This is a genomic window from Rhizobium sp. 01N424 (assembly GCF_056399485.1).
In genome coordinates, this window is the sequence record NZ_JBFTRK010000007.1 from 1 (window position 1) to 17,599 (window position 17,599).

At 61.6% G+C, this 17,599-nt stretch carries 22 protein-coding genes; 8 read left to right on the top strand and 14 right to left on the bottom strand.

Annotated elements, in window-relative coordinates:
- Positions 1-204 precede the first annotated feature (204 nt).
- Together panB and panC are read right to left on the bottom strand one after the other, a co-directional pair.
- Complete coding sequence (gene panB / locus AC1DNK_RS17845; RefSeq protein ID WP_477942529.1) at positions 205-1,026, bottom strand: 3-methyl-2-oxobutanoate hydroxymethyltransferase; 822 nt, start codon at positions 1,024-1,026, stop codon at positions 205-207.
- Positions 1,023-1,898 carry a pantoate--beta-alanine ligase gene (gene panC / locus AC1DNK_RS17850; protein ID WP_477942531.1) on the bottom strand — a complete coding sequence of 292 codons (876 nt, stop codon included), beginning with the start codon at positions 1,896-1,898 and terminating at the stop codon, positions 1,023-1,025. The genes panB and panC overlap by 4 nt, the downstream gene beginning before the upstream one ends.
- 202 nt (positions 1,899-2,100) lie before the next feature.
- Here panC and AC1DNK_RS17855 point away from each other — a divergent pair, with 202 nt between their 5' ends.
- From AC1DNK_RS17855 to AC1DNK_RS17870, 4 genes are all read left to right on the top strand, one after another.
- Complete coding sequence (locus tag AC1DNK_RS17855; protein ID WP_477942533.1) at positions 2,101-2,409, top strand: hypothetical protein; 309 nt, start codon at positions 2,101-2,103, stop codon at positions 2,407-2,409.
- A 45-nt stretch (positions 2,410-2,454) separates the two neighbouring features.
- Positions 2,455-2,958 carry a winged helix-turn-helix transcriptional regulator gene (locus AC1DNK_RS17860; RefSeq protein ID WP_477942534.1) on the top strand — a complete coding sequence of 168 codons (504 nt, stop codon included), beginning with the start codon at positions 2,455-2,457 and terminating at the stop codon, positions 2,956-2,958.
- 13 nt (positions 2,959-2,971) lie between these two features.
- Positions 2,972-4,237 (top strand): beta-ketoacyl-ACP synthase II, encoded by a 1,266-nt coding sequence (fabF, locus tag AC1DNK_RS17865; protein ID WP_477942535.1) that lies wholly within the window; start codon positions 2,972-2,974, stop codon positions 4,235-4,237.
- Positions 4,238-4,327: 90 nt separating this feature from the next.
- Complete coding sequence (locus AC1DNK_RS17870) at positions 4,328-4,756, top strand: DUF4864 domain-containing protein (RefSeq protein WP_477942537.1); 429 nt, start codon at positions 4,328-4,330, stop codon at positions 4,754-4,756.
- Positions 4,757-4,759: 3 nt separating this feature from the next.
- Here AC1DNK_RS17870 and tgt read toward each other — a convergent pair whose 3' ends face one another.
- From tgt to coaD, 5 genes are all read right to left on the bottom strand, one after another.
- A complete protein-coding gene (tgt, locus tag AC1DNK_RS17875) occupies positions 4,760-5,890 on the bottom strand; it encodes a tRNA guanosine(34) transglycosylase Tgt (protein ID WP_112539426.1) in 1,131 nt (376 codons plus the stop codon).
- On the bottom strand, positions 5,887-6,972 hold the full coding sequence (gene queA, locus AC1DNK_RS17880) for a tRNA preQ1(34) S-adenosylmethionine ribosyltransferase-isomerase QueA (RefSeq protein WP_477942539.1): 1,086 nt from the start codon (positions 6,970-6,972) through the stop codon (positions 5,887-5,889). The genes tgt and queA overlap by 4 nt, the downstream gene beginning before the upstream one ends.
- 72 nt (positions 6,973-7,044) lie before the next feature.
- Positions 7,045-7,554, bottom strand: a complete 510-nt coding sequence (locus AC1DNK_RS17885) for a peptidylprolyl isomerase (RefSeq protein ID WP_112387393.1) — start codon at positions 7,552-7,554, stop codon at positions 7,045-7,047.
- A 38-nt stretch (positions 7,555-7,592) separates the two neighbouring features.
- On the bottom strand, positions 7,593-8,153 hold the full coding sequence (locus AC1DNK_RS17890) for a peptidylprolyl isomerase (protein WP_477942541.1): 561 nt from the start codon (positions 8,151-8,153) through the stop codon (positions 7,593-7,595).
- A 28-nt stretch (positions 8,154-8,181) separates the two neighbouring features.
- Complete coding sequence (gene coaD / locus AC1DNK_RS17895) at positions 8,182-8,676, bottom strand: pantetheine-phosphate adenylyltransferase (protein ID WP_112539430.1); 495 nt, start codon at positions 8,674-8,676, stop codon at positions 8,182-8,184.
- 196 nt (positions 8,677-8,872) lie between these two features.
- Here coaD and AC1DNK_RS17900 point away from each other — a divergent pair, with 196 nt between their 5' ends.
- From AC1DNK_RS17900 to AC1DNK_RS17910, 3 genes are all read left to right on the top strand, one after another.
- A complete protein-coding gene (locus AC1DNK_RS17900) occupies positions 8,873-9,025 on the top strand; it encodes a hypothetical protein (protein WP_477942544.1) in 153 nt (50 codons plus the stop codon).
- Positions 9,026-9,184: 159 nt separating this feature from the next.
- Positions 9,185-9,340 (top strand): hypothetical protein, encoded by a 156-nt coding sequence (locus tag AC1DNK_RS17905; RefSeq protein WP_310299585.1) that lies wholly within the window; start codon positions 9,185-9,187, stop codon positions 9,338-9,340.
- A gap of 33 nt (positions 9,341-9,373) precedes the next feature.
- Positions 9,374-9,508, top strand: a complete 135-nt coding sequence (locus AC1DNK_RS17910; RefSeq protein ID WP_281438207.1) for a hypothetical protein — start codon at positions 9,374-9,376, stop codon at positions 9,506-9,508.
- A gap of 90 nt (positions 9,509-9,598) precedes the next feature.
- On the opposite strand, the gene AC1DNK_RS17915 is transcribed toward AC1DNK_RS17910, so the two are convergent.
- The 5 genes from AC1DNK_RS17915 to gyrA form a co-directional block, all read right to left on the bottom strand.
- Complete coding sequence (locus tag AC1DNK_RS17915) at positions 9,599-9,898, bottom strand: hypothetical protein (protein WP_477942546.1); 300 nt, start codon at positions 9,896-9,898, stop codon at positions 9,599-9,601.
- 12 nt (positions 9,899-9,910) lie between these two features.
- Positions 9,911-10,981, bottom strand: coding sequence for a hypothetical protein (locus AC1DNK_RS17920; RefSeq protein WP_477942547.1), 1,071 nt, complete (start codon positions 10,979-10,981; stop codon positions 9,911-9,913).
- Positions 10,981-11,388: a hypothetical protein gene (locus AC1DNK_RS17925; protein WP_477942868.1), complete on the bottom strand. Its 408-nt coding sequence runs from the start codon at positions 11,386-11,388 to the stop codon at positions 10,981-10,983. The genes AC1DNK_RS17920 and AC1DNK_RS17925 overlap by 1 nt, the downstream gene beginning before the upstream one ends.
- Before the next feature lie 9 nt (positions 11,389-11,397).
- Positions 11,398-12,891: an FAD-binding oxidoreductase gene (locus AC1DNK_RS17930; RefSeq protein ID WP_477942548.1), complete on the bottom strand. Its 1,494-nt coding sequence runs from the start codon at positions 12,889-12,891 to the stop codon at positions 11,398-11,400.
- A gap of 106 nt (positions 12,892-12,997) precedes the next feature.
- Positions 12,998-15,808: a DNA gyrase subunit A gene (gyrA, locus tag AC1DNK_RS17935; protein WP_477942550.1), complete on the bottom strand. Its 2,811-nt coding sequence runs from the start codon at positions 15,806-15,808 to the stop codon at positions 12,998-13,000.
- 216 nt (positions 15,809-16,024) lie between these two features.
- Between gyrA and AC1DNK_RS17940 the strand changes: the two genes are divergently transcribed.
- A complete protein-coding gene (locus AC1DNK_RS17940) occupies positions 16,025-16,654 on the top strand; it encodes a MarC family protein (protein WP_477942552.1) in 630 nt (209 codons plus the stop codon).
- Positions 16,655-16,681: 27 nt separating this feature from the next.
- Here the strand turns inward: AC1DNK_RS17940 and AC1DNK_RS17945 are convergent, their stop codons facing one another.
- Positions 16,682-16,948 carry an RDD family protein gene (locus tag AC1DNK_RS17945; protein ID WP_477942554.1) on the bottom strand — a complete coding sequence of 89 codons (267 nt, stop codon included), beginning with the start codon at positions 16,946-16,948 and terminating at the stop codon, positions 16,682-16,684.
- Positions 16,949-17,015: 67 nt separating this feature from the next.
- Entirely contained in the window at positions 17,016-17,567 is a 552-nt protein-coding gene (locus AC1DNK_RS17950) for a single-stranded DNA-binding protein (RefSeq protein WP_477942555.1), read from the bottom strand.
- Between the last annotated feature and the right edge of the window lie 32 nt (positions 17,568-17,599).

The following is a 17,599-nucleotide window of genomic DNA, read 5'->3' on the forward strand; positions in this document are numbered from 1 at the left end:
AGCCGAAGAGGTGTATTTACCACCCGCCCCGATCTGATCTTGCAACCGGGATCAGCCGGTCAGATCGGGGCTGGCCCGTGTGCCGTATGGTGGCCTTGCGGACATTTTAACTTTGCAAACCGGCGGACATTTCAACTCTCACGCCACATCGTGTAGCTATTGGCGACGTGCCTATGAGTGCCGCCCGGTCCTGTTCTTGCCCGGTTACGTTCGCCGTTTGAACGTATGCTCTGCCGCTGGAAATTTTCGTGAGCGAACGTCTGCAGCATACTCCTCTGCCGCGGCGGCAGCACGCTTGCCGAGCTCATCGTAGCGCTTGACGAAGCGTGGCGTGAAATCGTTGAACAGCCCGAGCATATCGTCGGACACCAGGATCTGGCCATCGCAGGCGGACGATGCGCCGATGCCGATTGTCGGGACATGGATGGCCGATGTGACCTCGCGGGCCAGCGGTTCGACGGTTCCCTCTATGACGACGGCGAAGGCGCCGGATCCGCCGATCGCGTGGGCGTCGCGGCGAATCTTCGAGGTCTCGTGTTCGGTATGGCCGACCGAGCGGTAGCCGCCGGCGGTATGGACCAGCTGCGGCATCAAGCCAATATGGCCGAGGACAGGAATGCCGCGTGCCGTCAGGAAGGCGATCGTCTCGACCATTTCCTCGCCGCCCTCGAGCTTCACGGCGTCGCAGCCGGTTTCCTGGAGAATGCGGACAGCGTTGCGGAACGCCACTTCCTTTGATTCCTGATAGGTGCCGAATGGCATGTCGACGACGACGCAGGCTTGCTCGACGCCGCGCATCACCGCCTTGCCATGGGCGATCATCATCTCGAGCGTGACGCCCGTCGTGGTTTCCATGCCATAGAGCACCATGCCGAGCGAATCTCCAACGAGGAGCAGATCGCAATGGGCATCGAGGAGACGGGCCATCGGCGTCGTATAGGCCGTCAAGCAGACAATCGGGGTGCTGCCCTTCATCGCCGCGATCCTCGACGGCGTCAGGCGCTTGGCTGTTCCGGATGCACTCATCGTACGGCTCCCAATTTCGTGACGCCCTGCCCGCCGATTACACGGTTGTCGAGCAGCCGGGTCGTGCCGATCCTGACGAACAGCGCAACGACGACGGGATCGCGGATTACCTCGACCGGTTTTAGCGTCGCGGCATCGCGGACGGCGACGACTTCCGGATTGGCGAGTGGTTCGCGGCCGAGGAAGGTCTTCAGCAGATGTTCAAGCTCGGCGGGATCGGTCAGGCCGGCGGCGAGCAGCCGCTCGGCCTCGGCGAGCGTCTGCGGCACGATCACAGCCGCCTTGCGCTCGTCGGCGCTCAGATAGACATTGCGCGACGATAGCGCCAGGCCATCGTGATCACGCACCGTTGGCACCGGAACGATGCGCACAGGCAGGGTCAGGTCGTCGACCATGCGTCTGATGACGACGACCTGCTGGTAGTCCTTCTCGCCGAAATAGGCCCGCTGCGGCTGGACGATATTGAAGAGCTTGCAGACGACGGTGGCGACGCCGGCGAAATGGCCCGGCCTCACCGCCCCTTCGAGCTCGCGGCCGATCTCCGGCACGTCAACGACCGTCATCATCGGCTTCGGATACATGTCGGTGACGCCAGGCGCGAAGAGGATGTTGACACCGGCTTGCCGGAGCATAGCCGTGTCGCGCTCGATATCGCGGGGGTATTTGCTGAGGTCCTCGTTGGCGCCGAACTGCAGCGGATTGACGAAGATCGAGGCGACAACAATGTCGTTCTCCACCCTCGCCCGCGCCACCAGCTCCATATGGCCGGCATGCAGATACCCCATCGTCGGTACCAGGCCGATTGCGCGCGATTGCCGGCGCAAAGCCTCAAGTGCTGCGCGCAGCTCACCAATGTCAGAGAAAACTCTCATTATTCCCCCGTCACTCCACCTCGCGCGCATAGAAATTGCAATCGGGCCGGAAGGTCAATCCGTCGTCCGGGATATAAACGATTATATGCTAATCTGCTGATAATGGGCGGAAATTTCGCGGCTGCGACACCCTGTTTGTCCCCTTGCCTTCCTGCTTATGCTGCCAATCTAGAGAGGACATGTTTCTCAGTCGGAGGCTCTCTTGCCCTGGATCGCCTATATCGTTCATTTCATCGCCGCCGCGTTCCTGACGAACGGCATTCCGCACTTCGTCAACGGCGTCAGCGGGCGCTCCTTCCGCACTCCCTTCGCGCGGCTCGGCAGCTCGAATCTCAGTTCTGCTGAAGTCAACGTCATCTGGGGCTGGCTGAATTTCCTGATCGCCTTTCTGCTCTTCGCCAATATCGGGCCGCTCTATATCGGCACGCCCGGCGATACGATCTTCGTTGCCGCTGGCATGCTTGTCATGGGCGTCATCCTCGCGCGGATCTTCAGTTCCGATGCGCGCTGAAGAGTGACTTGCTAAAAGCAAGTTACTTCTAGAGTGGCTTGCTTCATGCAACGAACCAGCTTTGCCATCTTCCCATGCCCGGCCGCCCGCGCGCTGAACAGCGTCGGCGATTCCTGGAGCATCATGATCCTGCGCGACGCCTTTCACGGGCTGACGCGGTTCGACGATTTCCAGAAGAGCCTTAGGATCGCGCCGAACATCCTGACACGGCGCCTCGCCCATCTGGTCGAGGAAGGCATTTTCGAGAAACGGCTCTATAGCGAGCGCCCTGCCCGCCACGAATATGTGCTGACGGCGAAGGGACAGGATTTCTTTCCGGTGCTGATGGCGCTGTCGACATGGGGCGGACGCCACGCCCCGCAGGAAGATCTCGCCTATCTTCTCGGCAATGCATCCGGCGAAGCGCTTGAAACCAAGCTGGTCGATGCCAGGAACGGCGAAGAACTCCCCCCCCGGAATACCTGCCTGCTGCCCGGCCCTGCGGCCGATGAGGCGGCCCATGAGCGCATTGCGCGGATGAAGGCCTGGTATCTGGGCTTTGATGCTTAAGAAGGAACAAATCATGGATCGCATTGTCGTCACCGGTATGGGACTTGTGTCGCCGCTTGGAACAGGTGTGGAGATCGCGTGGAAGCGGCTGCTTGCCGGCGGCTCCGGGCTTCGCTTGCTGGGCGAAGATATCGTCGGCGATCTTGCGGCCAAGGTCGGCGGCGTCGTACCTGATATCGGCGAGGATGCCGAGGGCGGCTTCGATCCGGATCGCTATATCGTTCCGAAAGACCAGAAAAAGATGGACCGCTTCATCCATTTCGCCATGGGGGCCGCAGACGAGGCGGTGCGTCAGGCCGGATGGATGCCCGAAGATACCGCTTCGCGCGAACGCACTGCAACGATCATCGCCTCCGGCGTCGGCGGCTTTCCCGCGATCACCGATGCGGTGCGCACGGTCGAAACCCGCGGGCCGCGGCGGCTTTCGCCATTCATCGTACCCTCGTTCCTCGTCAATCTGGCTGCCGGACAGATCAGCATCAAATATGGCTTCAAGGGACCGCTCGGCGCGCCGGTTACGGCCTGCGCGGCCAGCGTTCAGGCCATTGGCGATGCGGCCCGGCTGATCCGGTCGGGTGAAGCCGATGTGGCGATCTGTGGCGGTGCGGAGGCCTGTATTGACCGCGTGAGCCTTGGCGGATTTGCGGCCGCGCGCGCGCTTTCGACCGGCTTCAACGACACGCCCGAGCTCGCCTCGCGCCCATTCGATACTGCCCGCGACGGCTTCGTGATGGGTGAAGGTGCCGGTATTCTCGTCATCGAGACGCTGGAACATGCGCTGGCACGCGGCGCCAAGCCGCTGGCGGAACTGGTCGGCTACGGCACGGCGGCGGATGCCTATCACATGACGGCAGGCCCTGAAGATGGCGACGGCGCACGCCGGGCTATGGAAGCCGCCATCCGGCAGGCGAAAATCGCGCCATCAGAGATCAAGCATCTCAACGCCCACGCAACCTCGACGCCGGTCGGCGACCGTGGCGAGATGGCGGCGATCGGAACGGTCTTCGGCCGCGATGGCGGGATCGCCATCAGTGCCACGAAATCGGCGACCGGCCATCTTCTCGGCGCTGCCGGCGGGCTGGAAGCGATCTTCACGATCCTGGCACTGCGCGACCAGATCGTCCCGCCGACGCGCAATCTCGATGAGGCGGATGCCGTCGCCGACGGTCTCGATATCGTCGGCAAGACGGCGCGCAAGCTCGAGCTGGACTATGCGATCAGCAACGGCTTCGGCTTTGGCGGCGTCAACGCAAGCGCCCTCTTCCGCCGCTGGAACTGAACGTCTCCTGCGAGTGGCGGGCGATCGGTCCGCCACTTTCAAATTCGCTGAAATGCCCTACACTCCAGTCTATTGGCCGGAGACAATCTCATGCGTGCTCTATCCGCCGTGCTTCTTCTGTTTGCTGCTTTGCTGACCGCACCGTTACAGGCGCGCGCCGAAGATCCCATCGCAACGACGCAGCAGATCATCGAAGGGCAGATCAATGCCTTCCTGAAGGACGATCCCGATACCGCCTATTCCTACGCGGCTCCTGGGATCAAGGCGCTGTTTCCGGACAAGAACGTGTTCTTCGCGATGGTGAAGAAAAGCTACGAGCCGGTCTATCATCCCGGCAACTACGCCTTCGGCCGCAGCAAATCGATTGCCGACGGCGCGATGATCTATAACGAAGTGCTGATCTCAGGGCGCGACGGAAAGGACTGGACAGCGATCTACCAGATGGCACGCCAGCCCGACGGGCAATACAAGATCAATGGCGTCCAGATCGTTCCGAACACCGACAGCAAAGGTATCTGAGGCTCAGACGGGCTCGAGATCGCCCCTCGCCCATTCTTCGATCGTCTCGGCCATGAAATCGGCAAAGCGTCCCTCGGCGATCGCCTTGCGGATGCCCTGCATCAATTCCTGATAGTAGTTGAGGTTATGCCAAGAGAGCAGCATGCCGCCGAGCGCTTCATTGGCGCGAACTAGGTGGTGCAGATAGGCGCGCGAATAGTCACGGGTCGCCGGGCAGTTCGACTGGTCGTCGAGCGGGCGCATATCCTCGGCGTGACGGGCGTTGCGGATATTGACCTTGCCGCGGCGGGTGAAGGCCAGGCCATGGCGGCCAGAACGCGTCGGCATCACGCAGTCGAACATGTCGATGCCGCGGGCGACGGATTTCAGCATGTCATCGGGGGTGCCGACGCCCATCAGATAGCGAGGCTTTTCCGTCGGCAGAACCGGAAGCGTCGTCTCCAGCATCCGCAGCATCACATCCTGCGGCTCGCCGACCGCCAGGCCGCCGACAGCGTAGCCCTTGAGATCAAGTTGCTTCAATGCCTCCGCAGAGCGAACGCGCAAGTTCGGCTGATCGCCGCCCTGGACGATGCCGAACATCGCCTTGCCCGGCTGGTTGCCGAAGGCCACCTTGCAGCGCTCGGCCCAGCGCAGCGACATTTCCATGGCGCGTTCGATCTCGCGCGGCTCGGCGGGAAGCGCCACGCATTCGTCGAGCTGCATCTGGATGTCGGATCCGAGCAGGCCCTGGATCTCGATCGAGCGCTCCGGCGACATGTGGTGCAGGCTGCCATCGACATGCGACTTGAAGGTGACGCCCTGCTCGTCGAGCTTGCGCAGCCCCGAGAGCGACATGACCTGGAAGCCACCTGAATCGGTCAGGATCGGATGCTCCCAGCGGATCAGCTTGTGCAAGCCGCCGAGGCGGGCAACGCGTTCGGCGCCGGGGCGCAGCATCAGGTGATAGGTATTGCCGAGAATGATATCGGCGCCGGTGTCGCGCACCTGATCGAGATACATCGCCTTGACCGTGCCGACAGTGCCCACAGGCATGAAGGCCGGGGTGCGGATCGTGCCGCGCGGCATGGTGACTTCGCCGAGGCGGGCGCCGCCATCAGTCTTCTTGAGAGTGAATTGAAAATTCTCGGTCATCTGTCGTTCCGGAAAAGCAGGCTGGAGTCGCCGTAGGAATAGAAGCGGTAGCCTGTCGAAATGGCGTGGTCATAGGCCGCGTGCATGGTCTCGAAACCGGCAAAGGCAGACACCAACATGAACAGCGTCGAGCGCGGCAGGTGGAAGTTGGTCATCAGCATGTCGACCGCCTTGAAGCGGTAGCCGGGCGTGATGAAGATGCCGGTGGCACCGGCCCAGGGCTTTATATCGCCGCTATCGGCCGCGGCACTTTCGATCAGCCGCAGCGAGGTCGTGCCGACGCAGACGATGCGCCCGCCCCTCGCCTTGACGGCGTTGAGCTTGGCGGCGATCTCTTCGGTGACGTAGCCACTTTCGAGATGCATCTTGTGGTCATCGGTATCGTCGGCCTTCACCGGCAGGAAGGTGCCGGCGCCGACATGCAGCGTCACGAAATGGCGTTCAATGCCGGCCTTGTCGAGAGCTTCGAAGAGTGCCGGCGTGAAATGCAGGCCGGCGGTGGGAGCGGCGACGGCGCCTTCCTCGCGGGCATAGATCGTCTGGTAGTCGGCACGGTCGCGCTCGTCTTCCGGCCGCTTGGCGGCGATATAGGGGGGCAGCGGGATGTGACCGACGGTGGCGATGGCTTCGTCGAGTGCAGGGCCGGAGAGATCGAAGGCGAGCGTCACCTCGCCGGCATCACCCTTCTCGACGACGGTGCAATCGAGCTGTCCGAGGAAGCAGCTTTCGCCGCTATGCCCGAAGGCGATACGGTCGCCTTCCTTGATGCGCTTGCCGGGCTTGGCAAAGGCCTTCCAGCGGTTGGCGCCGACCCGCATATGCAGCGTCGCCGAAACCTGCTGACCGCCCGCCCCTTCGCGGTGCCGGATGCCTTCGAGCTGTGCGGGGATAACCTTGGTGTCGTTGAAAACCAGCGCGTCGCCCGGCTTCAGAAAATTCGGCAGATCGCGGACCGTGTGATCGCTCAGCGTCTCGCTGGCAGCGGCATCGACGACCAGCAGGCGCGCGCTGTCGCGCGGCTCGGCGGGCCTGAGCGCAATCCGCTCATCCGGCAGGTCGAAATCGAAAAGGTCTACGCGCATCGGGGTACTTCCGGGCAAAGCGAAACCCGCCCCGCGTTCTCACGCAAGGGCGGGTTCCGTCAGAAATCACAATCAGACGTCGGCGGCAACCCGCATCGAGACGATCGAATCCGGGTCTACGACCGGCTCGCCCTTCTTGATCTTGTCGACATTGTCCATGCCTTCGATGACCTGGCCCCAGACGGAATACTGCTTGTTCAGCCACGGAGAATCCGCAAGGCAGATGAAGAACTGGCTGTTGGCCGAGTTCGGGTTCTGCGAGCGGGCCATCGAGCAAACGCCGCGATTATGCGGGGTAGCGGAGAATTCGGCCTTCAGGTCCGGCTTCTCGGAGCCGCCCATGCCGGCACGGCCGGGGTTGAAACTCTCGCTGCCCTTCTTGCCGAACTTCACGTCGCCCGTCTGGGCCATGAAGTCGTTGATGACGCGGTGGAAGACGACGCCGTCATAGGCCTTCTCGCGGGCGAGTTCCTTGATGCGGGCGACATGCTCAGGCGCCACCTGCGGCAGGAGCGCGATAACGACCTTGCCCTTGGTGGTTTCCAGGATGATGGTGTTTTCGGGATCCTTGATCTCGGCCATTCTTATTCTCCTCGTTCTTCTTGAAGTGCTTGCTTTAATTACTTGGCGACGGTGACCTTGACCATGCGGTCAGGATTGCTGACTTCACCGTTCTGGCCTTCGCCCTTCTTGATCTTGTCGACGAATTCCATACCGGAGACGACCTTGCCGACGACGGTGTACTGACCGTTCAGGAAGGAACCGTCAGCGAACATGATGAAAAACTGCGAGTTGGCCGAATCCGGATCCTGCGAGCGGGCCATGCCGACCGTACCGCGGACGAAAGGCGTCTTCGAGAACTCGGCAGGAATGTTCGGCAGGTCGGAGCCGCCGGTGCCTGCGAGGCTCGGATCGAAGCCCTTCGACATGTTGCCATACTGGACGTCGCCGGTCTGGGCCATGAAGCCGTCGATGACGCGGTGGAAGGCAACGTTGTCGTAGGCGCCCTTCTTGGCGAGCGCTTCGATCTGGGCGACATGCTTCGGCGCAACGTCGGGCGCCAACTGGATCACGACAGGGCCATCCTTCAGCTGAATGGTGAGCGTATCTGCAGCAAGAGCGTCGCCGACAAAGGAGGCGACATACAGTACGGCGGCAAAGGCGGCATAAAACAGTTTCATTGTAGCTCCGTTGCGGCGGACGACCGCCTCAAGATTTGCGCTTGGATTGAAGGGCTTGCAGGACTGCGGCCGGAACGAAGGCGCTGACATCTCCACCCATGGCGGCGATCTGGCGGACCAATGTGGCGGTAATGGGCCGTGAACCCGTTCCAGCCGGCAGAAAAACCGTCTGGATATCAGGCGCCATCTGCCGGTTCATGCCTGCCATCTGCATTTCGTAATCGAGATCGGTGCCGTCGCGCAGACCGCGGATCAGCAGAGAGGCGCCGTGCTTGCGGGCCGCGTCGACAACCAGATTGTCGAAGGACACCACATCGATGCCGGCAGCCTTCTGCGGCAGGATCTCGGCCAGCGACTTGCGGATCAGTTCGGCCCGCTCCTCGAAGGAGAATAGCGGCGCCTTGCCCGGATGAACGCCGATCGCGACGATCACTTTCGCGGACACATTCAGCGCCTGGACGAGCACATCCATATGTCCGTTGGTGATCGGGTCGAAGGACCCCGGATAAAAAGCAGTCGTCATGGAACCCGGCCGTTTCGTTCGTTGCCTTTTGTCACGGATGCCCCGTTCCCGCAAGTCATTTGGCGTCTCCCGGCCGGGTGGCTGAACGGCGGATGAATGCTCCGTTCAAGGCCGTTTCAGATGCGATCGGCATAATGAAAACCATCAACACGGCCGATGCCATTCCGGTATCCGGCTCCCCCTGGAAGTCACTTCAATGCTCATGCTGCTGATCGCGCTTGCCGTCTTCATCTCTCTTGCCGGCGAGATCGCCTATGGCGTTTACAAGGAAAAGTATGAAGTGCGCTGGGTTCGGCCTGAGGTCAGCGAGCACCATGCGCTGATGCGCCAGCTCGGCCGGCTGCGTTGAAGGGCCTCGCGAATCTGAACGCCAGATGAACGAGGCATTCAAGGTCGCTTCAGACCAGGCTTAGTAAACGACACGTCAACATCCTGCGGAACCATTTCCAAGCGGATGCATTTAATCAACCGAAGCGTAGATGCGATACGCGGTTTTAAGGAAAAGAATATGCCCGATAAGATTACCGTCATTAACGTTTTCTGGATGGCAATGGTCACGGGAATGCTCACCGCAACAATCGCACTCTACGATCAGAAAACTGATACGTCCAAGGTATTTGGCCCTTACGCTTCGGCTCGCGCGCCGATCGTCAGCCAGTACTGAGGAACGTGAACGCAACTTCGGAAAGGATTGCCCATGTTCACGATCTTGACTGTACTTACCGCTCTTATCAGCGTGATGTTCATCGTGTCTGTGGCATCAACCATTTCCGCTCTTCGCCGTGAAAGCGAAGAGGTCAAGGCTTACAACGAAAAGCGCATCACTTTCTAAGCCACTCCCGCCCTTGAGCGCATTCCCCTCCCGCGCTCGGGTCAGATGAAGCCGGACGCCACAAAAGCGTCCGGCTTTTTCTTTGTCCGGTCAGGCCGGACGATAGGCGAGACAGCCACTTTTGCGGAACGGCAGCACCAGCAGTGCGCCATCGGCATAGAGCCTGCGAACGTAATCGGGGCTGTCGCCCCGCACGATGGCAAAGGCACTTCCCCATCTGAGCAGCTTCACACCATCAGGCAGGCTGGACGGACTGCCGGGCGGGCGGAAGACCATGGCGGCCGGGGCATTTCCAGTCGCCGCGAAGACACCGGCAAAGAGCAGGAATACGGCCACGAGAATGGCGCTCGCCACTCCCGCCGTTTTCGCTATCCGCATGGGCAATCTCATCGCCTTCTCCCGTCAGAAGTCGAATATATGCTCGATCCCGGGATCGGCAATCGGACGTTCGCGCAGCAGCTGGCCGAGATCAGCAACCTTGACGACCACCAGCAGCCGGTCGCTATCGAAGCCTGCGCGCGGGAAACGGGCGATCAACTCGCCCGGCGGCGGCGTCTGGTCAGTAGCTGCCGCCGTCAGCGACACCATGATCTCGTCGTTGCCGGCAATTTCACGGATCGTCCCGCCAGCCTTGGCGATATCGGCAAGAATATGCGTGAAGCGATCGTAGCGTGGCGTTTCGATGAGAATACCGCTGGCGTTTTCCGAGACGACCCTGACATCAGGCATTGCCGAAAGCGCGGGCGCCTGAATTCCTGAGACGATGGAGAAGATCGTCAGTTTCGCCTCGCCGGTCGCCGCAACGGCGTTGGCGATCATGCCGGCATAGGCGATTTTCGCCTTCCATTCGCCGCCGAGCGCCAGCCGCCGCTCCCAGCCGCGGACCGGCTCGTCCACCGGTACGGCCCAGAGCTTGTCGATCTCGGGTTGGAACGGATATTTGTACCAGGGCGTCTGGCGCAGGAACGCGGCGTAATCGATCGCCATGTGGCGAGCGACGATATCCTGCGGGGTCTTCTGATCGCCACGCCAATAGGCCGTCAGGCGGCCGAGCGTTTCCTCGTAGGCGGCCTTCAGGCCCATTTCGAGCGTGAAGCTGACGCCGATCGTTGCCACCATCATGCGCGTCTGCGTATCGGCGCCGCCATGGCGATCGGCGATCGCCGTCAGTGCGCAATCGGCCTTCCAGAAATCGCGAACGCTTGCCAGATAGTCGAAACGGTATTCGTCACCTGATTTCAGCACCTCGGCCAGACCATCATAGGCATAGACGATGTGCCATTCGGGATAGGTGAGGAAAGTATTGGCCTCCTCACGCTTCATCTGGGGATCGCGGATCAGCGGGCTGTAGGTATCCGGCTCGGGATCGGCATGGCAGAAGGTTTCGACATAGGCGGCCGGGCTCAACAACAGCAGCACGATGATGACGATCGCACCGAGAAAAAATCCGAAGACTTTCAGCAGGCGGCGCATCAGCGCGCCTCGCTACGGAAGAGATAGCTCGAGACGATCGCGACACCGCCGAGGAAGAGATGCGGAAGATTGGCGAGAATCTTGAAGCCGAAGGGCAGATCCTGGATGCCGTAGTTGACGATGCCGAGATCGAGATAGCCCGAGCCGGTGATCAGGCCGAGCAGACCATCGGTGAAATAGAGCAGGCCGAAATAGAAGAGGAAGAAGCGCGACGCCCGCACCGACAGATAGGCGGCGATCGCGGCCCACAAGGCCGAAGCCAGATGCAGGCTATCGTCATAGATATCGAGCGCGAAGATACCGAAGGCCCTGCCCTGCGCATCCGTCAGTCCCGGAATGTAATTGAGCGCCGCCGCAAACAGCAGCGCCACGGTGTAAAGTGCCGCGATCAGTCGAAGCTTGCTCATCATTCCCCCTCAGATCTTGCCCAGATAATTATCCCAGAACCGGTTGCGGAACAGCAGATCCGGATCGGCCTTGCGTTTCGCTGCCGCAAAATCGGCCGTGCGCGGATAGGCCCGCTGCAATTGATCCAGCCGTGCATGCGGCCGGTAAGGCAGATAGTAGCTGCCGCCGATGGCAATCACCCGCTCGATCAGAGCTTCGGTCATCCGCGCCATATCGACCTCGCCGCGCACCGTCTTCTCCTGCGAGAACAGCATGACAGCGGCAATGCGAGGTTCCGTAGCGTAAGCCAGAACGCTGTCGCTGTCGGTATTCACGTAGCGTAGCGTGATGTTCAGCAGTTGCTGATAAGAGGCCGGAATGACATCGCGACAGGCCGCGACAAAATCGGCAAATCGCGACGGTGAGACGAAATATTCGTGCAGGATGTCGGTGCGCAAGGGATCGCGGTCGTCGAGGGTGATGACCGGCTCGTTCATCAGGCTGTTGCGGGTCGAAGCAGCTGAGATCTGCGGATTGAGCACAGCCTCCGTCCACCAGCGCATGTGCTTCACGCCATCGGAGCCCAGCTGGCGGCGGAAGATTTCGCGCGAGACGTGGCTGATGAAGCCGGATCCGGTGGCGGCAGGAATGGCGGACTGATCGCCCGCCGGGCGGTAGGTGATCAGCAGCCCGTCTTCGAAGAAGCGGTCCAGCGAGATGTCCAAGCGTCCGTAGGCCATCTGCACCGATGGATCGGATGCCAGCACTTCGGCGAAACGGCGGCCGACGTCTTCGCCGGCAAGATGTTCGAAGGACGGCTCCAGCAGGCTGTTGGGCACCATGTCGAGCTCAAGCTCGGTGATCACACCGAAAAGGCCGTAGCCACCCATGGCGTGATTAAAGAGATCGTCATTTTCGGTTCGCGAGCAGGTCAGCAGGTTGCCGTCGGAAGTCATCATCTTCATCGACCGCACCGTGCTGCCGCAGGCGCTGAAGGGCACCGGCCAGCCGTGCGCGTTGACCGAGAAGGTGCTGGCGACGCCGAAATCGTTGTTCGACTGCATGACGGCGGGCGAAAAGCCGATCGCATCGAGCTTGCTGATGATAGTCGACCAGCGGGTGCCGGCGGCAACGCGATAGGTCTTTGCCGCGGTATCGGCTTCCAGCCAATCCTGATCGAGGGTCAGGGCCGTCCCATTCAGTGGCAGGCTATGGCCGCCCATCGAATGACGGGCGGCACTTGCCGCCACTGGCTGGCCGCTGCTGCGGGCGTCCGCGAGTGTTGCCCGTAGGCGGTCGACAAGCGCCTGTTGCGGCGGCTCGCTGAAGGTCAGGTGCCGGGCAACCGGCGTCGGCGACAGTTCACCGGCATCATTGAGGATCGCCCCGCCTGCCGGTGCATCGACATCTGCGGGAAAGGCCGGGCCGGGATCGCTCGACGGCGACAGAAGATATTGTCCTGCCACCGCTCCGGCGATCGCCGAGCCCGCAACGAGAACGCCGCGCCGCGTCCAGTTCCCCATGATTCCCCTCACCCAAATATCAACTCAAGCTAGCAGAAATCTCTTTACTCCATAAAAAAACCGGGCGGCAGGGGCCGCCCGGTTCTCAAACCAAAGCCTGGTTAAATTATTCTTCAGAGGAAGGCGGTGCATCACCCTCGACTGCAGGCGTTGCTTCGCCGGTTTCGGCAACCGCTTCGCCGGTTCCCTCGCCCGCTTCCTCGCCGTCATCCTCCGGCTCGCTGATACGCTCGACGGACACAACCTTCTCGTCCTTGGCAGTCGAGAAGATGGTCACGCCCTTCGTCGCGCGGCTGGCGATGCGAATGCCGCCGACCGGTACGCGGATCAGCTGACCGCCATCCGAAACCAGCATGATTTGGTCGCCATCATCAACAGGGAAGGCAGCGACGAGTTCGCCGATTTCACCGGTCTTCGACGTGTCGGTGGCACGGATACCCTTGCCGCCGCGGCCGGAGATACGGAAGTCGTAGGACGAGGAGCGCTTGCCGAAGCCCTTTTCGGAAACCGTCAGCACGAACTGCTCGCGTGCCTTCAGTTCTTCATAGCGATCGTCGGAAAGCTGTCCCTCCTCGGTGACTTCCTCGCCGACGAGAGCGATATCGTCTTCATCGACGCCGGTTGCGCGACGTTCTGCAGCGGAGCGCTTCAGATAGGCAGCACGTTCCCACGGCTCGGCATCGACGTGACCGACGATGGTCATCGAGATGATGCGGTCACCGTCGCCAAGATTGATGCCGCGTACGCCGATCGAGTTGCGGCCGGCAAAGACGCGAACGTCGTCCACCTGGAAGCGGATGCACTGGCCGAGCGCCGTCGTCAGAAGCACGTCGTCATGCTCGGTGCAGGTCTCGACGGAGAGGATTTCGTCACCCTCTTCCTCGAGCTTCATGGCGATCTTGCCGTTGCGGTTGACCTGGACGAAGTCCGACAGCTTGTTGCGGCGAACGGTGCCGCGGGTCGTCGAGAACATGACGTCGAGGCTATCCCAGCTGTCCTCATCCTCCGGCAATGGCAGGATGGTGGTGATGCGCTCGCCGGGTGCAAGCGGCAGCATGTTGATCAGAGCCTTGCCGCGCGAGGTCGGCGTGCCGATCGGCAGGCGCCAGACCTTTTCCTTGTAGACGATGCCGCGCGACGAGAAGAACAGCACGGGCGTATGGGTGTTCACCACGAATAGCCGGCTAACAAAATCTGCGTCGCGGGTGGTCATGCCGGAGCGGCCCTTGCCGCCGCGGCGCTGCGCCCGGTAGGTGGTCAGCGGCACGCGCTTGATGTAGCCGAGATGCGAGACGGTGACGACCATGTCCTCGCGGGCGATGAGATCCTCATCATCCATTTCGAGGCCGCCGTCGATGATTTCGGTGCGGCGCGGGGTGCCGAACTCGTCACGAACGGCGCCGAGCTCATCCTTGACGATGGTCATGATGCGGATGCGCGACGACAGAATATCGAGGTAATCCTTGATTTCCTCGCCGATCTTGTTGAGTTCGTCGCCGATTTCGTCGCGGCCAAGCGCCGTCAGGCGGGCGAGACGCAGTTCGAGGATGGCGCGCGCCTGCTCTTCCGAGAGGTTATACGTCATGTCCTCGTTGATCCGGTGACGCGGATCGTCGATCAGGCGGATCAGGCTTTCGACATCCGATGCCGGCCAACGGCGGGTCATCAACTGCTCGCGGGCCGTCGCCGGATCCGGCGCCTGGCGGATGACGCGGATGACTTCATCGATATTGGCAACCGAGATCGCCAGACCGACCAAGACGTGGGCGCGCTCGCGCGCCTTGCGGAGCAGAAATTTCGTTCTCCGGCTAACGACTTCCTCGCGGAAGGCGACGAAGGCGCGGAGCATGTCGAGCAGCGTCAGCTGTTCCGGCTTGCCGCCGTTCAGCGCCACCATGTTGCAGCCGAAGGAGGTCTGCAGCGGCGTGTAGCGATAGAGCTGGTTCAGGATGACGTCGGCATTGGCATCCCGCTTCAGCTCGACGACGACGCGGTAGCCCTGACGGTCGGATTCATCGCGCAGGTCGGAGATGCCCTCGATGCGCTTCTCGCGCACCAGCTCGGCCATCTTCTCGATCATCGTCGCCTTGTTCACCTGATAGGGGATCTCGGTGATGATGATCTGCTCGCGGTCGCCACGCATCGGCTCGATCGTGGCAACGCCGCGCATGACGACAGAACCGCGGCCCGTCTCATAGGCCGAACGGATGCCGGAACGGCCGAGGATCTTGGCGCCGGTCGGGAAGTCAGGCCCCGGGATGATCTGCATCAGCTCCGGCAGCTCGATCGCCGGATTGTCGATCAGTGCGATACAGCCTTCGATGACTTCCGAAAGATTGTGCGGCGGGATGTTAGTCGCCATGCCGACGGCGATGCCGCCTGCCCCGTTGACCAGCAGGTTCGGGAATTTCGCAGGCACCACGACCGGCTCGGAGAGCGTGCCGTCGTAGTTGTCGCGGAAATCGACCGTTTCCTTGTCGAGGTCGTCGAGCAGCGAGTGCGCGGCCTTTTCCAGGCGGCATTCGGTGTAACGCTCGGCCGCCGGCGGATCGCCATCGACGGAGCCGAAGTTCCCCTGACCATCGATCAGCGGCAGGCGGAGAGACCAATCCTGCGCCATGCGGGCCAGCGCATCGTAGATCGCCGAGTTGCCGTGCGGATGGTATTTACCCATCACGTCACCGGTGACGCGGGCGCATTTGACGTATTTCTTGTTCCAGTCGATGCCGAGCTCGGACATGCCGTAAAGGATGCGCCGGTGCACGGGCTTGAGGCCGTCGCGGACATCCGGAAGCGCGCGGCTGACGATAACGCTCATCGCGTAATCGAGATACGACCGCTGCATTTCCTCCATGATGGAGATGGGCTCGATGCCTGGCGGGAGCTTCCCGCCGCCTGGGGGTGTTTGTTCAGTCAAAACAGATCACGATCTCTTTGTAGAATCACTGAAAGATTTATAGCGGAAAGCCCCGTTCCGCGCCAATTTGAGCGGGCGTTTTGAACAGGCTTTTACGGCGGAAAGGCGGCAAATCAGCCGTTTCGGCGCTTCAGCGCCATACGGCGATTTGCCAAATGCGAGGGGCAGCTTCACAATCGGAAAAATCAAGACTTCATATGGTGTTCCGGAGGGACAATGGCAAGCGCCGACCAACTGATCAATGCCTTCACGACGCTGCTCGTCACCATCGACCCACCGGGCCTCGCCCCTATCTTTTTAGGGCTGACGACGGGCATGAGCCGCAGCCAGCGCAAGCAGGTGGCGGTGCGCGGCTCGGTCATCGCTTTCATCATTCTCGCCGTCTTCGCACTGTTCGGCGCCAGCGTGCTCGGCGTGCTCGGCATCTCGATCGGCGCCTTCCGGATCGCCGGTGGTCTGCTGCTCTTCTGGATCGCCTTCGAAATGGTGTTCGAGAAGCGCCAGGACCGCAAGGAGAAGACCAGCACGGTGGCGATCACCAAGGACCACATCCAGAATATCGCCGTCTTTCCGCTGGCAATCCCGCTGATCGCCGGCCCCGGAGCGATCTCTGCCACCATCCTGATTGCCGGCTCGCTGCCGACGACGTTCGAGCGGGCGCAGCTCTTGATCGTCATTGCCGCCAATCTGCTTCTGATGCTGGCGGCACTTTTGATCGCTGATCGCCTCGACCGCCTTCTGGGCGTGACCGGCCGGGCGATCCTGACGCGGCTCTTGGGCGTCATCCTGGCGGCGTTGGCGGCGCAGTTCGTGGTCGATGGCGTCAAGGCGGCGTTCAGCCTCTAGGCGCCGCAGGATGCCATTGCAGAGCGGCTAGCGATCTGTTCGCTTTGCCTTGAGAATGCGCTTCCAGATGGTTCCACCCAGATATTTATTGAAGACGACGAAGTAGGCGATCATCAGGGCAAAGGACAACAGGGCCGGACCGCCATTCAACGAAAAGCCATTCTCCGTCTTTCCACCAAAGATCAGAGCCACGCCGTATCCGGCGATCCAGAAGATGGTGAAAAAATCAAGGATGGCGGCCAGAACGATCCGCCAGGTCGCCGGCACTTTTTGCGCCGATGCAACGTCACTCATGAAAACCTCTCGCTATCGAGATAACCGGATGCCCAAATGAAAACGGCGCCTTGCGGCGCCGTTTGGATCAGAACGGGATGTCGTCGTCGAGATCCCGCGAGAAGTTGCCGCCGGCGCCACCACCAGCGCTGCCGCCACGGCCGCCGCCGCCCGATGACTGCGCAGGTGCGCCGTAATCGTCGCCATAGCCGCCGCCGCTGCCGCCATAATCGTTGTTGCTGCGGCCGCCACCACCGCCGAAGCCGGAGCCCGCGCCACCGCCGTCGCCGCGGCCGTCCAGCATCGTCAGCGTCGAGCCGAAGCCCTGGAGCACCACTTCCGTCGAATAACGGTCCTGGCCCTGCTGGTCCTGCCATTTGCGGGTCTGCAGCGCGCCTTCAATGTAGAGCTTGGCGCCCTTTTTGACGTACTGTTCGATGACCTTGCACAGGCCTTCGTTAAAGACCACGACGGTGTGCCATTCGGTCTTTTCCTTGCGTTCGCCCGAATTGCGGTCGCGCCACGTCTCCGAGGTCGCGATGCGAAGGTTGGCGATCGGACGGCCGTCCTGGGTTCTGCGGATTTCAGGGTCTGCACCCACGTTTCCGATCAGAATTACCTTGTTCACGCTACCAGCCATACTTTTCACCTTACCTGCCACCCTGCCCGGTG

Coding starts and splice junctions, on each gene's coding strand:
- panB (WP_477942529.1), bottom strand. CDS start 1,026: ATGAGTGCATCCGGAACAGCCAAGCGCCTGACGCCGTCGAGGATCGCG.
- panC (WP_477942531.1), bottom strand. CDS start 1,898: ATGAGAGTTTTCTCTGACATTGGTGAGCTGCGCGCAGCACTTGAGGCT.
- AC1DNK_RS17860 (WP_477942534.1), top strand. CDS start 2,455: ATGCAACGAACCAGCTTTGCCATCTTCCCATGCCCGGCCGCCCGCGCG.
- fabF (WP_477942535.1), top strand. CDS start 2,972: ATGGATCGCATTGTCGTCACCGGTATGGGACTTGTGTCGCCGCTTGGA.
- AC1DNK_RS17870 (WP_477942537.1), top strand. CDS start 4,328: ATGCGTGCTCTATCCGCCGTGCTTCTTCTGTTTGCTGCTTTGCTGACC.
- tgt (WP_112539426.1), bottom strand. CDS start 5,890: ATGACCGAGAATTTTCAATTCACTCTCAAGAAGACTGATGGCGGCGCC.
- queA (WP_477942539.1), bottom strand. CDS start 6,972: ATGCGCGTAGACCTTTTCGATTTCGACCTGCCGGATGAGCGGATTGCG.
- AC1DNK_RS17885 (WP_112387393.1), bottom strand. CDS start 7,554: ATGGCCGAGATCAAGGATCCCGAAAACACCATCATCCTGGAAACCACC.
- AC1DNK_RS17890 (WP_477942541.1), bottom strand. CDS start 8,153: ATGAAACTGTTTTATGCCGCCTTTGCCGCCGTACTGTATGTCGCCTCC.
- coaD (WP_112539430.1), bottom strand. CDS start 8,676: ATGACGACTGCTTTTTATCCGGGGTCCTTCGACCCGATCACCAACGGA.
- AC1DNK_RS17900 (WP_477942544.1), top strand. CDS start 8,873: ATGCTCATGCTGCTGATCGCGCTTGCCGTCTTCATCTCTCTTGCCGGC.
- AC1DNK_RS17905 (WP_310299585.1), top strand. CDS start 9,185: ATGCCCGATAAGATTACCGTCATTAACGTTTTCTGGATGGCAATGGTC.
- AC1DNK_RS17910 (WP_281438207.1), top strand. CDS start 9,374: ATGTTCACGATCTTGACTGTACTTACCGCTCTTATCAGCGTGATGTTC.
- AC1DNK_RS17915 (WP_477942546.1), bottom strand. CDS start 9,898: ATGAGATTGCCCATGCGGATAGCGAAAACGGCGGGAGTGGCGAGCGCC.
- AC1DNK_RS17920 (WP_477942547.1), bottom strand. CDS start 10,981: ATGCGCCGCCTGCTGAAAGTCTTCGGATTTTTTCTCGGTGCGATCGTC.
- AC1DNK_RS17925 (WP_477942868.1), bottom strand. CDS start 11,388: ATGAGCAAGCTTCGACTGATCGCGGCACTTTACACCGTGGCGCTGCTG.
- AC1DNK_RS17930 (WP_477942548.1), bottom strand. CDS start 12,891: ATGGGGAACTGGACGCGGCGCGGCGTTCTCGTTGCGGGCTCGGCGATC.
- AC1DNK_RS17940 (WP_477942552.1), top strand. CDS start 16,025: ATGGCAAGCGCCGACCAACTGATCAATGCCTTCACGACGCTGCTCGTC.
- AC1DNK_RS17945 (WP_477942554.1), bottom strand. CDS start 16,948: ATGAGTGACGTTGCATCGGCGCAAAAAGTGCCGGCGACCTGGCGGATC.
- AC1DNK_RS17950 (WP_477942555.1), bottom strand. CDS start 17,567: ATGGCTGGTAGCGTGAACAAGGTAATTCTGATCGGAAACGTGGGTGCA.